General features: G+C 48.6%; 10 protein-coding genes. 1 reads left to right on the top strand and 9 read right to left on the bottom strand.

Translation table 11 applies throughout. The annotated features are described in order from the left end of the window. Positions 1-24: 24 nt before the first annotated feature. From CRG49_RS05540 to carA, 8 genes are all read right to left on the bottom strand, one after another. Positions 25-1,023, bottom strand: coding sequence for a virulence RhuM family protein (locus tag CRG49_RS05540; RefSeq protein WP_095502404.1), 999 nt, complete (start codon positions 1,021-1,023; stop codon positions 25-27). Between the two features lie 74 nt (positions 1,024-1,097). Then, positions 1,098-2,378, bottom strand: coding sequence for a restriction endonuclease subunit S (locus tag CRG49_RS05535; protein WP_095502405.1), 1,281 nt, complete (start codon positions 2,376-2,378; stop codon positions 1,098-1,100). After that, positions 2,378-3,379: a virulence RhuM family protein gene (locus CRG49_RS05530; RefSeq protein WP_095502406.1), complete on the bottom strand. Its 1,002-nt coding sequence runs from the start codon at positions 3,377-3,379 to the stop codon at positions 2,378-2,380. The genes CRG49_RS05535 and CRG49_RS05530 overlap by 1 nt, the downstream gene beginning before the upstream one ends. A gap of 1 nt (position 3,380) precedes the next feature. Continuing rightward, positions 3,381-4,925, bottom strand: coding sequence for a type I restriction-modification system subunit M (locus CRG49_RS05525; RefSeq protein ID WP_154143224.1), 1,545 nt, complete (start codon positions 4,923-4,925; stop codon positions 3,381-3,383). A gap of 120 nt (positions 4,926-5,045) precedes the next feature. Beyond that, positions 5,046-8,258, bottom strand: coding sequence for a carbamoyl-phosphate synthase large subunit (gene carB / locus CRG49_RS05520; RefSeq protein ID WP_095502408.1), 3,213 nt, complete (start codon positions 8,256-8,258; stop codon positions 5,046-5,048). Positions 8,259-8,421: 163 nt separating this feature from the next. Continuing rightward, positions 8,422-8,928: an isoprenylcysteine carboxyl methyltransferase family protein gene (locus CRG49_RS05515; protein WP_095502409.1), complete on the bottom strand. Its 507-nt coding sequence runs from the start codon at positions 8,926-8,928 to the stop codon at positions 8,422-8,424. Positions 8,929-9,030: 102 nt separating this feature from the next. After that, positions 9,031-10,044, bottom strand: a complete 1,014-nt coding sequence (locus CRG49_RS05510; protein WP_095502410.1) for a PTS transporter subunit IIC — start codon at positions 10,042-10,044, stop codon at positions 9,031-9,033. 167 nt (positions 10,045-10,211) lie between these two features. Next, positions 10,212-11,342: a glutamine-hydrolyzing carbamoyl-phosphate synthase small subunit gene (carA, locus tag CRG49_RS05505; protein ID WP_095502411.1), complete on the bottom strand. Its 1,131-nt coding sequence runs from the start codon at positions 11,340-11,342 to the stop codon at positions 10,212-10,214. Positions 11,343-11,705: 363 nt separating this feature from the next. On the opposite strand from carA, the gene pilC reads away from it, so the two are divergent. Further along, on the top strand, positions 11,706-14,966 hold the full coding sequence (gene pilC, locus CRG49_RS05500) for a PilC family type IV pilus tip adhesin (RefSeq protein ID WP_095502412.1): 3,261 nt from the start codon (positions 11,706-11,708) through the stop codon (positions 14,964-14,966). 78 nt (positions 14,967-15,044) lie between these two features. Here pilC and CRG49_RS05495 read toward each other — a convergent pair. Further along, positions 15,045-15,234 (bottom strand): IS3 family transposase (locus tag CRG49_RS05495; protein WP_157807896.1); only part of this gene is annotated, 190 nt, incomplete at its 5' end.

Raw genomic sequence — 15,234 nt, 5'->3', positions numbered from 1 at the left:
TTGAAAGCTATAGATTGAATACAATTAAGGTTTTCTTTTTTCCAAATCGGCTTGCAGATGTGCCAAAGCCTGCAAATCTTCGGCATCTGCCAAGCGCTGTTTTTCCTGTTTTCGGGCTTGGTTAAACAAATCGTATTGCTGGGCGGCAATGCGCTCCATTTGCGCGTGTGAACGGCTGCCTTTATCCGCTAAAACAGGGAAACCGTTAAATTCCAGCAAAGCATCCACATTATTACGCCAAAAGCTCAACGTTAAATCTTGACGGTTTTTGACCCGCAATTCTGCACTTTCCAGAAAAATCATCACCAAACGGTTTAAAGAATCCAGCTCATCATGATGCAGATAATTTTTGGCCACCACAATATCGCCTTTGCGTACAACCGAGCCTTTCCAAGCCGTCAGCCCCATATTGGGCTGATTGGCATCTGCGCGGGCAATGATGAGTTCGGCGGCGGTTTGCCGGGTAACGGCATAAATCAATTTATTCTGCGCTTCGGCAAAAAACATCTGTGCCGCTTTATCGTTTTTCTCATAATCGGCAGACAGCGCAAACAATTCGCGCACTTTTTGATAAAAACGCATTTCGCTGGCGCGGATTTCGCGGATTTGTTCCAGCAGCTCATCAAAATGATCCAGCCTGCCCTGCGGATTTTTCAAGCGCTCTTTATCCAGCAGAAAGCCCTTATCCAAAAAGGCGCGCAACTGCGTATTTGCCCAACGGCGAAACTGCACCCCGCGCGGACTGCGGACACGAAAACCCACGGCCAAAATCATCGCCAAGGCATAATGCTTGACCTGATAATGCTTGCCGTCTTGGGCAGTTATTAAATAATCCTTAATAACTGAATCTGCATCCAATTCATTGTCTTCTATGATGTTTTTGATGTGCGTGGCAATGTTGGGCACCGAGGTGTCAAAAAGTTCGGCAAGCTGGCTTTGCGTCAGCCAGGCTTCATCATCGGCAACCAATAAAGCCACTTGGACCTTGCCGTCATCGCTGTTGTAGATAATCAAATCATCCATCTGTTTTCCTGTTTCATATTGAGCGGAAACAATAGCTTATCTCTCATTTCTTATTTTTGGCTCGGTAAATCATTTCAGACGGCATCAAAGTTCAGCAAGCGTTCGCGGTAATATTCATACTGCTTTTGCCGCAATTCAATCTCACGCGGCAAGCCTTCGCTGATGGAATGTGTGAGTGCGTCAAATTTATCTAAAATGGCGACAATTTGAGCTTGGGTTTCTAATGGGGGGATTGGGATAACATATTCTTTAACTTTACTATCCGAAACGGCAGGATATGCCGAACCACTCTGATTTTCTTCTAAAAAGTTTTTAAACTTTGTTGTTCCAAGATGATGATAAATCCAACGGAATAAAACTTTGTTGGGATTCGCCCGTAATACACAATAACCAGTACTTGCTACTTCCCCATTAAATTCATCATCAATGAGTGCAAACCGTAATTGTGTTGGACGTGTTGTTGCAAAAATTACATCATTTTTCTCAATCAGTTTTTGCGCTCGACTAGGCGCATTAGTTGATGAAATTTCTATTGTTTCGCCAATAGAATGGTTTTCCCGATTAACAGAAGTTAAATCAATATAGCGGTAAATATCGTTTGTTTCTTTCCATTTAATATTTTTTGTAGGCAATGTTACTTCCCCCAAACTCTTCCATTCCACTTTCAGGCCGTCTGAAAAAGGGTTTCTTGATTGAAAAAGCCAATTACCCCCCCCTGTTGGATTATTAAAATCTAACAGTAGGTTGCGGTAATATTCATATTGTTTTTTTCGCGCTGTAAGCTCCGCTGTAAGCTCCGCTGTAAGCTCCGCTGTAAGCTCCGTAAAATTGTCCAATACTTGGACAATTTTACGTTGAGCTTCCAGTGGGGGAATGGGGATTTTCATTTCAAGAACATCAAACATGCTAGGATGTTTGATGCCTGAGCCACGATAAAAAGAGCTAATTAAATCAAGCCTGCTTAGCAAAAAGTAGTATAAAAATTTATTATCTAGTACATTTTTATCACTTGAAGTTGCAATACGATTGTCAGCTGTAATATATTTGCCTTTGTAGTACTGAACTATGGGATTTCCTCCCCATGGAATTGCGATAATTTCACCTTCATTGATCTTATCACCCGCTAATTCTTCTGTTGTCCAAAGATCTGATATATTGGTTGTTAGTAGCTTTACATTACCATCTTGTACGGCTAATTTTTTTAAATCACTTGCCAGAAAGTAATAGTGCTTTTCAATTTTTGGTTGGTTTTCTTTTGGGACAGCATTAAATTTTTTATCCCAAATAGTTACCTCCCAAAGCTTTTTCCATTCCACTGACTGCCCATTTAAGAGATTTTTAATAAAGGTGTGCATTATTTTTTACTCGCTTTTTTGGCTGTCTTGTTTAAATGACTAATGACTTCAAGGTAGGACTTTTCTACATCGGACAAGGTTTTTGCCTTGTATTTTTTATATTCGCTTTTGGCTTTTGTTTCTGCTTGTGCGTGCGATATGCTACCAGCTCCCTGCAACACTTCTCGCCCTGTAGCATTTAATAATCTATCCAGCCCATTGATATAATCCTGCATAGTCATTGGTTTTTCTTCTATGGCGTTTAGTTCAGCAAAATCAAAATAAGCCGATACCAAATTATTTAAAACCTTTAATTCTTGTTCGGTAAGATAATTTTTGGCTATCATTGCTTCGGCTTGCGTGGGCTGTGTACCCTTAAAATTTTGCAATCCAGCAAACGGCTTATCGCTATCTACACGAAAATAAATAACCTCGCTGGCTGTATGACCGTGAGCGGCATAATGCAATTTATTTTGTACAGTCTTGAAAAACAAAATGCTTTCATCACTCTTTGCTGTATAGTCTATTGCTGTGGCATATAGATCCAATACCTGACGATACATCACTTTTTCACTAGAACGAATATCTCTAATACGGTCTAGCAATTCTTTAAAATATGAACCTCCCCCAACATTTTTTAGGCGTTCATCATCCATTGCAAAACCTTTGATAAGATATTCTTTTAGAATTTGAGTTGCCCAAATGCGAAATTGGGTTGCTTTGGCGGAATTAATGCGATAACCAACTGAAATAATTGCATCAAGATTATAAAAATCCACCAATCTTGCCACTTGTCTTGCACCCTCTGTCTGAACTATTTCCATTTTGGAAACAGTTGCCTCTCGTTGCAACTCTCCTTCATTAAAAATATTACTCAAATGTTTACTGATGGCTGGCGTATTTACATCAAACAGTTCCGCCATTGCTTTTTGCGTGAGCCATACCGTATCGCCCTCAACCCTAACATTGATGCCAATACCACCATCATCACGATTAAAAATAATAATTTGACTATCGCCCATCTTACACCTCAATCTCTTTTATAATCTCATCAATACTTTGGCGTAAAGTGCTAATTTTACTGACCGTTTGGCGGATTTCTTCGTTTAAGACGGCAATGTCAATCACTTCGCGCGTGTCTTCGGCTTCCACATAGCTGGAAACGGAAAGATTAAAATCGTTTTCGGCGATTTGGCTGTCTGCAACGTTAATGCTGAAATGCGCGGTTTCGCTTTTGTCGGCGAAAGTTTGTACGATTTGGGCGATGTGGTCATCAGTTAGGATGTTGTTGTTGGTTTCTTTTTTGAATAATTTGCTGGCATCGATAAATTGGACGTTGTGGTCTTTTTTGTTCTTTGCCAATACTAGGATATTCACGGCAATGCTCGTGCCAAAGAACAGATTGGGCGCAAGGGAGATGACGGTCTCGACGTAGTTATTTTCTACCAGATATTTGCGGATCTTCTGTTCTGCGCCGCCACGGTAAAAAATCCCCGGAAAGGTCACAATCGCCGCGCGACCGCGTGCCGACAGGTAATTCAGCGCGTGCAGGATGAAGGCAAAATCGGCCTTAGACTTGGGCGCGAGCACACCGGCAGGGGCGAAACGCTCGTCATTGATGAGTGTGGGGTCGTCCGAGCCGATCCAGTTAATCGAGTAGGGCGGATTGGAGACGATGGCGTCAAAGGGCTTGCCGTCGCCAAATTGCGGGCTGAGCAGGGTGTCGCCGAGCGCAATCTCGAACTTGTCGTAATTGATGTTATGCAGGAACATGTTCATCCGCGCAAGGTTGTAGGTGGTGTGGTTGATCTCCTGCCCGAAGAAGCCATCTTGGATGATGTGTTCGTCGAATTGCTTTTTGGCTTGTAATAGCAAGCTGCCCGAACCTGCGGCGGGGTCGTAGATTTTGTTGATGCTGCTCTGACCATGCATGGCAAGCTTGGCGATGAGCTTGGAGACGTGTTGCGGGGTGAAGAATTCGCCGCCTGATTTGCCTGCGTTGGCGGCGTAGTTTGAGATCAAGAATTCATAAGCATCGCCGAATAGGTCGATTTGGTTGTGCTCAAAGTTGCCAAAGTTCAGTTCTGCCACGCCTTTTAGGACGGCTGACAGGCGTTTGTTTTTGTCGGCGACGGTGTTGCCTAGGCGGTTGGACGTGGTATCAAAATCGGCAAACAAGCCTTTGATGTCGCGCTCAGAGTCGTAGCCGTTGGCAGATGATTCGATGGCATCAAAGATCGCCTTTAGGTCGGTGTTGAGCTGGTCGTTTTGATGGGCTTTGGCGGCGACGTTTTTGAACAGTTGGCTAGGGTAGATGAAGTAGCCTTTGGTCTTGATGGTGTCTTCTTTGATTTGTTCTAAAATTGGGCTGTCATCGGGGAAGCTGGCATAATCCACGCTGTCATCGCCCGCTTCGATATAGGCGGCGAAGTTCTCGCTGATGAAGCGGTAGAACAAGGTGCCCAGAACGTATTGCTTGAAATCCCAGCCGTCCACCGAGCCGCGTACTTCGTTGGCGATTTGCCAGATGCGGCGTTGTAGTTCGGCGCGTTGTTGGATGCCGGTCATGATGTTTCCTTAGGTATGATTTAGGTTTTGATATTAACTTGAATTATGCCGTATAAAAGGCCGTCTGAAAACGCAAGATGCGCTTTCAGACGGCCTTGGTTCATCTATGGAACGGTCTGATTATTTTTTTTTCAGACGGCCATGTAATTCTTGCACGCTGTACACGCCCAAGTGGTCGCGGCTTTTTGCGCCTTCGCTCATGGCTTCGCCGCCGGCGATGGTGGTGTATTGCGGCACGCGTTGGGTCAGGGAGGTGCGGCGGATGCTGTGGCTGTCGGCAACCGATTGCGCATCGCTGGCGACGGTGTTCACCACTAAGGCGATTTCATCGTTTTTGATGGCGTCAACGATGTGCGGACGGCCTTCCAACACTTTGTTCACCACGCCGACTTCGATGCCTTGCTCTTTCAGGTAGGCTGCGGTGCCGCGTGTGGCGACGATTTCGTAGCCCAAGGCTTGGAAGTTTTTCGCGGTTTTGATCAGCAGCGGTTTGTCTTCGTCGCGTACGGCCAAGAAGACTTTGCCGCTGGCCGGTAAGCGTTCGCCTGCGCCCAGTTGCGCTTTGTAGTAGGCTTCACCGAAGCTGGCACCCACGCCCATCACTTCGCCGGTTGAGCGCATTTCAGGGCCTAAAATGGTGTCCACGCCCGGGAATTTGATGAACGGGAACACGGCTTCTTTCACGGCGTAGAAATCCGGAATCACTTCTTTTTCAACGCCTTGCTCTTTCAGGCTGATGCCGGCCATGGCGCGTGCGCCGACTTTGGCCAACGGCACGGAAGTGGCTTTCGACACAAACGGCACGGTACGTGAAGCGCGTGGATTCACTTCCAATACGAACACAACATCGTCTTGCACGGCAAATTGCACGTTCATCAGGCCTTTTACGTCCAAGGCTTTGGCCATGGCGACGGTTTGGCGGCGGATTTCGTCTTGAATCTCTTGGCTCAGCGAGTATGGCGGTAATGAGCAGCCTGAGTCGCCCGAGTGGATACCGGCTTGTTCGACGTGTTGCATGATGCCTCCAATCACGACTTCGGTGCCGTCTGAAACGCAATCGACATCGACTTCAATGGCGTTGTTCAAGAAGAAGTCGAGCAATACCGGGCTGTCTTCGGAAACCTGCACCGCTTCGCGCATATAGGTTTTCAATTGCTCTTGGGTATGCACTACCTGCATGGCGCGGCCGCCCAATACGTAAGACGGGCGAACCACCAGCGGATAGCCGATTTCTTCTGCCAACACAAGGGCTTCTTCTTCGTTGTGGGCAATGCGGTTAGGCGGTTGGCGCAAGCCTAAATCGTTGAGCACTTTTTGGAAGCGTTCGCGGTCTTCGGCGGCGTCAATGCTGTCGGCAGATGTGCCGATGATGTTCACGCCGTTTTCTACCAAGGCGTTGGCCAGTTTCAGCGGGGTTTGGCCGCCGTAATGCACAATCACGCCCCAAGGGTTTTCTTTGCGCACGATTTCCAACACGTCTTCCAAGGTCAGCGGCTCGAAATACAGGCGGTCGCTGGTGTCGAAGTCGGTCGAAACGGTTTCAGGGTTACAGTTGACCATGATGGTTTCAAAACCGGATTCGCGCAGCGACAGGGCAGCGTGTACGCAGCAGTAGTCAAACTCGATGCCTTGGCCGATGCGGTTCGGACCGCCGCCGAGAATCATCACTTTTTTGCGGTCGCTCGGGCGCGCTTCGCATTCTTCTTCGTAAGTCGAATACAGGTAAGCGGTGTCGGTGGCGAACTCAGCTGCGCAGGTGTCGACGCGTTTATAAACAGGATGCAGATTCAAGGCATAGCGGTGTTCGCGCACTTCTTTTTCGCTGATGTTCAGCAATTGCGCCAAGCGTTTGTCGGAGAAACCTTTGCGTTTCAGACGGCGTAAAGCCGCGTAGTCCAAATCAGCTAATTGGCCGTCTGAAACTTTTTGCTCTTCTTGCACCAAGTCTTCGATTTGTGCCAAGAACCAAGGGTCGATGGCGCAGATGTCGAACACTTCTTCTTTGCTGAAACCAGCACGGAAGGCATCGGCCACAAACAGCATACGCTCAGGGCCCGGGTTGGCCAATTCGCGGCGGATTTCTGATTTATCGGTCGAGCGCGGATTAAAGCCGCACAAGCCGGTTTCCAAGCCACGCAAGGCTTTTTGGAACGATTCTTGAATGGTGCGACCCATGGCCATCACTTCGCCCACCGATTTCATTTGCGTGGTCAGGCGGTCGTCGGCGGCCGGGAATTTTTCAAAGGCAAAGCGCGGGATTTTGGTAATCACATAGTCGATAGACGGCTCAAATGATGCGGGCGTGCGGCCGCCGGTGATGTCGTTTTGCAATTCGTCCAACGTAAAGCCCACGGCCAATTTGGCCGCTACTTTGGCAATCGGGAAGCCGGTGGCTTTAGAAGCCAGCGCCGAAGAACGGCTCACGCGCGGGTTCATCTCGATCACAATCATCTCGCCGTTCTTAGGATTGATGGCGAATTGAACGTTTGAACCGCCGGTGTCCACGCCGATTTCGCGCAACACCGCCAAAGAAGCATTACGCATGATTTGGTATTCTTTGTCGGTCAGCGTTTGAGCTGGGGCAACGGTGATCGAGTCGCCGGTATGCACGCCCATCGGGTCGAAGTTTTCAATCGAACAGATGATGATGCAGTTGTCGTTTTTGTCGCGCACCACTTCCATTTCGTACTCTTTCCAGCCGAGTACCGATTGCTCAATCAGCAATTCATGGGTAGGGGACGCATCGAAACCGCGTTCGCAAATCGCTAAAAATTCATCGCGGTTATACGCAATACCGCCGCCCGAACCACCCATGGTAAACGAAGGACGAATCAGCGTTGGAAAGCCGACTTGCTCCTGCGCCGCCAAAGCTTCGTTCATGGTGTGGCAGACAAACGATTTCGGGCAATGCAAACCGATTTTCGCCATTGCTTCTTTAAAGCGGCCACGGTCTTCGGCTTTGTCGATGGCATCTTCAGTTGCGCCAATCAATTCGACATTGTATTTCGCCAACACACCGTTGCGCGCCAAATCCAACGCGCAGTTCAGCGCCGTTTGGCCGCCCATGGTCGGCAATACCGCATCAGGACGCTCTTTGGCGATGATTTTTTCCACTGTCTGCCAAGTAATCGGCTCGATGTAGGTCACATCGGCCATTTCCGGGTCGGTCATGATGGTGGCCGGATTCGAGTTTACCAGAATGACTTTATAGCCTTCTTCACGCAAGGCTTTACAGGCTTGAGCGCCCGAATAGTCAAATTCGCAGGCTTGGCCGATGACAATCGGGCCGGCGCCGATGATTAAGATGGATTTTAGGTCGGTACGTTTGGGCATGGTTTCACTCTTTATTCGCTGGGTTAATCTGAGTTTCAGACGGCTTGGGAGGCCGTCTGAAAACCAATTGTTGCATGTGTCAAAATTTCTTTGTACAGACGGCGGGCGTTTCAGACAGGTGTTGTCTGGCCGGGTTAGCTGCCTGTGTTCGTTCTGTGTTCGTTTATTTGCCCAGATGTTTCATCGCCTCGTGTTCCTGACGGATGCGGCAGGCGAGGATAACGGCGTAGACGGGCAGGCCGACGGTCATGGTGGTCCAGCCGTGGCAGAGCAGGCCGATGCCGATGAGTTCGGGCACGATGTTTAAAAAGTAGTTCGGGTGTTTGACGTGTCGGAACAACCACGAACGGTTTAATTGGTGGTTTGGTCGGATGTAGATTTTTACCGTCCAAATCGGGCCGAGCGCGCGGATAACGTAAAACAATACCGCCAGCGAGCAGCCGGTCAGTATCAGGCCGGCGGCGGAAACGGCGTCAAACACGGCCTGGCGCGCAAACGATTCGCCCAGTGCGGCGAAATAGTAGGCGATGTGCGCCAGCGACAGCAGTTTGGAGGTGCCGGCGCCGAATTGCTGCGCGCCCTCGGCAATCAGGTTTTTTTCGTTGCGGATGGAAATGCGCAAGGAAGCCAAACGGATCAGGAAAATCAGGATAAAAGCAAGTAAGATCATATTATTATCAAAAAATCAAAATTAAAAAACATTAACCCTTTTTTGTTTTCAGGCGGCCTTGGTTTGGTTGTTCGATGCCGTCTGAAAAGCTGACGTGTTCAATCAAATATCCAGTTTCAAATCCCCCTCTTTAATCCAACCTTTTTTACGCATCAACGCGGCAATCAGCAGCGTCAACACAGCCGGCAACACGAAATGCAGCAGGCCGATGGCCAGCCAGATATGCGTGTCGCCGCCCATGGCGTCGAGCGTGCCGACTTGGCCGACAAGGCCGCTGGTGCCCATGCCGGCACCCGACGGAATGTTGCTCATTTGAAACACCGTGGTCGCCAGCGGGCCGAGAATGGCGCTGCTGATAATCGGCGGCAGCCAAATCAACGGGTTTTTCACGATATTGGGCATTTGCAGCATGCTGGTGCCCAAACCTTGGCTCAAAACGCCTGCCCAGCGGTTTTCTTTGAAGCTCATGACGGCGAAACCGACCATCTGTGCGCAGCAGCCGACGGTGGCGGCGCCGGCCGCCAAGCCGCTGAGTGACAGGGCGATGGCGACAGCGGCGCTGGAAATGGGCAGGGTCAGAATCATGCCCATCAACACAGCAACAATGATGCCCATCAACACGGGTTGCAATTCGACTGCCCACATAATTAGCGCGCCGGTTTGGGTCATGGCGGTGGCGATAATGGGGCCGACAAACTGGGCGGCGGCCATGCCGCTGATTAAGGTAGCGGCAGGGGTGGCGATGATGTCAATCGGCGTGGTTTTGCTCACCAGTTTGCCGATTTCGGTGCCGATGGCAACTGCGATAAAGCAGCCGACAGGCCCGCCCAGTGCCGCACCGGCCAAGCCGATAATGGTGCTGGCAAACAAAACCAGCGGCGGGGCTTTCAGGGCATAGGCCACGCCCACGCCGATGGCTGCCCCCATACCGGCTTGCGCTTGGCCGCCGATTTCGACCAGCCAAGGCAGGTTTGTCCAGCCACCGACGGTTTTTAAAATCAGACCGATAATCAGCGAGCCGAACAGGCCGAGCGCCATAAAGTTCAGCGCATCAATGCCGTAACGGCGCAGGCTGAATTCAATGTCTTTTTTTGCGAGTAGGGCTTTGATGTTCATTTTTCCTCTTGATGAACATGCCGTCTGAAACAATCAAGGTTTTTCAGACGGCCTTTGAATACACGCGTGAAGCAGCCATCAGTTGGTTTTTATATTATTTTGAGGTGGGATGGTTATTGTTCAGACGGCCTTGTTTATCCCATAAGAGGCCGTCTGAATCTGCAGTATTATGCTTTTGCTGCTTTTAAGCTGTCGATAAATTTATCAAACAGGTAAGCCACATCGTGCGGGCCCGGGCTGGCTTCAGGGTGGCCTTGGAAGCTGAATGCCACTTGGTCGGTCAATTCAATGCCTTGCAAGGAGCCGTCAAACAATGAGCGGTGGGTTACTTTCACATTTTCAGGCAGCGTGTCTGCGTCCACTTCAAAACCGTGGTTTTGGCTGGTGATCATTACGCGGCCGTTTTCCAAGTTTTGCACTGGATGGTTGGCGCCGTGGTGGCCGAACGGCATTTTGCGGGTTTTGCCGCCCACCGCCAAGCCCAATAATTGGTGGCCCAAGCAAATACCGAACACCGGTTTTTTGCTGGTCAAAATCTCTTGAATCGCTTTGATGGCGTAGTCGCAAGGCTCAGGGTCGCCCGGGCCGTTGGATAAGAACACGCCGTCCGGATTCATGGCCAACACATCTGCCGCAGGGGTTTGCGCCGGAACGACAGTCAAGCGGCAGCCGCGTTCGGCCAGCATGCGCAGGATATTGGTTTTCACGCCGAAATCGTAGGCAACCACATGGTAAGGCTGTTTTTCAGGGGTGACAAAACCTTGACCCAGCTTCCATTCGCCTTCCGTCCATTCGTAGGTTTCCGCGCAGGTCACTTCTTTGGCCAAATCCTTGCCCACCATGCTGCCGAACGCAGCAATCAATTCTTGTGCTTTTTCTTCGGTCGCGTCGGCACCGGTCAAAATCGCACCGGCTTGCGCACCTTTGTCACGCAAAATGCGGGTCAGACGGCGGGTGTCGATATCGGCAATGGCCACGGTTTTGTTGCGCACCAAATATTCTTGCAGGCTTTCATCGGCGCGGAAGTTGCTGTGTTGCAAAGGCAGGTCGCGGATAATCAGACCGGCCGCGTACACATTGCGGCTTTCCACGTCTTCGCCGTTGGTGCCGGTGTTGCCGATGTGCGGGTAAGTTAGCGTGACGATTTGTTTGCAGTATGACGGGTCGGTCAGAATTTCTTGATAGCCGGTCATGGAAGTGTTGAACACCACTTCGCCGGAAGTCGAGCCGTCAAAGCCGATTGAGGTGCCGTGAAACACGCTGCCGTCGGCGAGAACCAGAAGTGCTGGAGTTGTCATGATGAAGTCCTGTCTTGCTGAATGGAAATGTTTGATATGAGGCCGTCTGAAAAGGTAAGGTGTTTCAGACGGCCTTCAGAATATGGTTAAAAAAAAAACACGCCACACAATCTTGGGAACATTGTGTTACGTGCTTTTTCAGGCATTTCTGTTTATGCCGTAGAAGCACTGCATTTTAAGCCAAAACGGGGTTTGGTTCAAGCCTAAAAACGGGCATATGGCAGAAAAAAGCGATAAATGGCTGTTTCATTTTTGTCATCAATTTGCCGTGTGACCGGCTAAATTGGTGCAAAGGCCACCTATTATGCAATAGAAATGATAAAATCAGGTTTCGTCAAACAATAACAAACGGTTTGTATTTCCATGAAATCTAAATCTAAAAAACATATTACTGGGAACCGCGCCGCGCGCCAAAACAGCGTTCGGCCGATTATTTTGAGCGTGGCATCGGCATTGTCGCTGGTGGCTGCTGTAAATGCACATGCCGCCGCGCAAAAATTTGCGCCTGTGCCGCTTTATTTGCAGAATGAATCGGTAACGGGTGAAGTGAAGATTAAGCCGAATGTGATGTTGTTTATTGATGATTCGGGAAGTATGGCGTGGGTGCCTGGGGCGGAGCGTAATCCTAGAGCCGGTGAACAGTCACGCATGCAAATCACGAAAAATGCACTGACGCAGGTGGTCAATCAATACCAAGATACCATTAACTGGAGCTTTCAGACGCTTCATAATAATGGTCAGGTCAATGTGCCGACTTATACCAATACTAATGGTCGAAACCATACTGATATTTTAGCGCGAATCAACTCGATGTTTGCTAATAAAGGTACACCTACGACCCGACGTTATTATGAAGTTTCACAAATTGTTCGCAATCAAACAGAATACCGTTGTCAGAAAAACTATATTGTTTTGATGTCGGATGGCGATGCAAATGGTAGTTATGAAGCTGACTGGGTGAATCAGAGGGATTATATGACATGGGGGTATAGGGTTGTGCCAGTTAATCAACGACGGGTATTTCCTTCTGGTACAAATGTCTTTTCTGATAGTTATTTTGGTACGCGTAATGGGGGAGGTTCAGATTGGAAAGTAACTGCTATAGCGACAGGCTGGAATGTTGATATATGGGATACTATTCTCGACCGTAATGATGGTTTGGGTTGGTTTAGTAAAACGCTGGCAACCAAAGATTTCAAAACCAGCGGTACCGATAAAGCAGGTAAAAGCTGGAATGGTGATGCTAATGACCCTAAAGATGCCAATGGTAAAAGTTTATATGAAAAGCAAGTGGCTGAAACCTATACTGTAGGCTTTGGTGAGAGCTTGTCTGAAGCAGGTCGTAACTATCTGCAACAGGGCGCAAGCAGTAGCAATAATTACTTCAATGCTTCTAAAGCCGAGGATTTGGTTGCGGCATTTAATTCCATTTTTGCCAGCATCGATGCTGCTAACGGCTCGATTCCGATTGTTGCCCCGGGTACGGTTGCGCCTGCTGCGACCAGTAGCAATGGTGTGCCTGATATGGCTGCGGCGGTTGAATTAGATAGCGGATCATGGAGCAGTCGCCTGAAGTTTTATAAACTGAATGCAGACGGTACGGTCAATAATAATGTGGTAACCGAGCCTTCATTCTCCAACCGAAAAACCATGATTAATAATGGTAAAACTGTGGCATGGGTAGAGAATATTGCCGATAACCAAATGTCTAACGCTGACTTTAATATCAGCGGTGGCACACCTGCCGATCAATTGGAATGGAAAAATGTGTTGCTGCCTTGGACTGCGCGTTTAAGCAACGATGCTACCTTGAATCAAACGGCGAAAACCCGTAAATACAGCCAAGTTTATCGCATTCGTGAAGAGGGTAAACGTGATTTGGGCGACATTTTGGATAGCTCGCTGAATACCGTTGGCGATAGCGTAGGCGGTCGTCAGGAATTCATGGTAACGGCGGCTAATGACGGTATGGTGCATATGTTCCAGCATACTGGTGGTGAGCATCCTTATGATTTGAAACTCAGCTATATTCCTGCAGCCATGGAGCGCGAGGATGATGCCGGTAATCCGTCTGTGATGGGCAAATTCTTGAAAGATGTGGCGCATGAGCAATATGGCTCGACCACTGTGCCACACCGTTATCTGGTAAATGGCGGCATGACCTTGCGCCGTACGCCAAATGCAGCGGAATCTAAAGGCCAGCAAGTGTTTATGTTTGGCGCCATGGGTCAAGGTGGCCGTGGTGCGTATGCATTAAATATCGGCGGCGTGAATCGTCATAGCGGTTCTGCATTGGCTTTAAATGCCGGTGAATCGAATTGGTTGTCGGATGTGCCGTTGTTTGAAACCGTAAAAGGCGAAAACAATAAGCTGGGCTACACCATTGGTACGCCGCAAATCGGCCGTATTTCTGTGCAGCGTGGCGTGGATAAAGTCAGCACCACTGAAAATGTGCGCTACGCTGGCTTCTTATCCAGCGGTTATCGCAATTTGGCTGATGCAGATGGTAATGATGCCAGCGAGACTGCGCTTTATGTTTATGAAATGCTGGGTCAAGAAGCCGGTAGCGGTGAGGCGAATGGTCCGGCTGCCGGTGCGGAAATCAGAAAAATCGAAGTGCCAGGTGGCGTAGGCGGTTTGTCGTCGCCTACTTTGGTGGATGCCGATTTTGATGGTATCGTTGATGTGGCTTACGCGGGTGATTATGGCGGTAATATGTACCGTTTCGATTTGCGAGGCACCACGCCGTCTGCTTGGACGGTGACCCGTATTTTCGCAGGCAATCCTAGTCAGCCGATTACTTCCGCACCGGCGATTTCCCGTCGCGGTAGCGGCAGCTATGTGGTGATTTTTGGTACCGGTAGCGACATTTACGAAAGCGATTTGGAAAACAAAAATCAGCAGGCAGTGTATGGCATTTTCGATAAATTGCCAGATGCGCCTGATACCAGTGCTGTACGGTCAGATGTTGCACAACAAGCTGATTTATTGCAACAAACCATGAGTGTGAATGAGAATGGCCAAGTATTTTTGACCAACAATCGAGTGGATGAAAAAACACAAAAAGGCTGGTTCTTTAATTTGGATGCCAATGGCGAGCGCGTGGTCGTGAAGCCGACCATGATTCTTCAGACGGCAGTATTGTCAACGCGCAGCTATAATAAGGTGACGATTACGACTGAGCCGCAAGGTGATATTTGTATTCCGGAAAAAACCGAAACCAAAACCGAAAGTGCCAGTAAGATTTTGGGTGTGAACGCGGAAAATGGTGGTGCACTAACCCAGCGTAGCGCACGTTTGAAATTCCATATTGACAACAATGTAGCATTCTCAAAATACGCTAACGGCATCAGCATGCAAGGCATTACCAGCTTTACTTATGTTGACCAAACTAAGCTGAACGATTCTCCGGTAACGCGTGATGGCGATAGCGGTGAAACCGGTACAGATCAACCATTAAAAGCAGCCAATAGTGAGATTCCAAACAACAAATGTTTCAGTCGCGAAGCCGTGCGCAAGCTCTTAATCTCCAATTCAACACCGGGTAGCCAGTTGAGAGATTTGGATATCGAAGGCCGAATTTGTGGTATCCGCCGCTTATCTTGGCGTGAAATCTTCTTCTAAATTAAGGCAGTAACAAATCAAAGGCCGTCTGAAAGGTTTGAACTGTCCCCCAATTCTTGGACAAGTTAATAATCTTTCTCAAACAGCCTGTTCAAGCTGGGTTCTGTAAGCCACAGGACTCAGCTTTTTTAAATTCAAACTAATACGTTCATAATTGTAGTAACGTATGTAATCATCTATCACTTTGGTCAATTCTGCCACCGATAACACACCTTCCTGATAGAAGCTTTCCACTTTTAATGTCCCGAAGAAACTCTCCATCGGTGCA

Source organism: Neisseria sp. N95_16, from assembly GCF_002551535.2.
In the GTDB taxonomy this organism is placed as follows: domain Bacteria; phylum Pseudomonadota; class Gammaproteobacteria; order Burkholderiales; family Neisseriaceae; genus Neisseria; species Neisseria brasiliensis.
Note: the sequence above shows the minus strand (reverse complement) of the source record. Positions and strands in the feature narration are given on the sequence as shown.

Coding starts and splice junctions, on each gene's coding strand:
- carA (WP_095502411.1), bottom strand. CDS start 11,342: ATGACAACTCCAGCACTTCTGGTTCTCGCCGACGGCAGCGTGTTTCAC.
- carB (WP_095502408.1), bottom strand. CDS start 8,258: ATGCCCAAACGTACCGACCTAAAATCCATCTTAATCATCGGCGCCGGC.
- pilC (WP_095502412.1), top strand. CDS start 11,706: ATGAAATCTAAATCTAAAAAACATATTACTGGGAACCGCGCCGCGCGC.
- CRG49_RS05540 (WP_095502404.1), bottom strand. CDS start 1,023: ATGGATGATTTGATTATCTACAACAGCGATGACGGCAAGGTCCAAGTG.
- CRG49_RS05525 (WP_154143224.1), bottom strand. CDS start 4,925: ATGACCGGCATCCAACAACGCGCCGAACTACAACGCCGCATCTGGCAA.
- CRG49_RS05515 (WP_095502409.1), bottom strand. CDS start 8,928: ATGATCTTACTTGCTTTTATCCTGATTTTCCTGATCCGTTTGGCTTCC.
- CRG49_RS05510 (WP_095502410.1), bottom strand. CDS start 10,044: ATGAACATCAAAGCCCTACTCGCAAAAAAAGACATTGAATTCAGCCTG.
- CRG49_RS05530 (WP_095502406.1), bottom strand. CDS start 3,379: ATGGGCGATAGTCAAATTATTATTTTTAATCGTGATGATGGTGGTATT.
- CRG49_RS05535 (WP_095502405.1), bottom strand. CDS start 2,378: ATGCACACCTTTATTAAAAATCTCTTAAATGGGCAGTCAGTGGAATGG.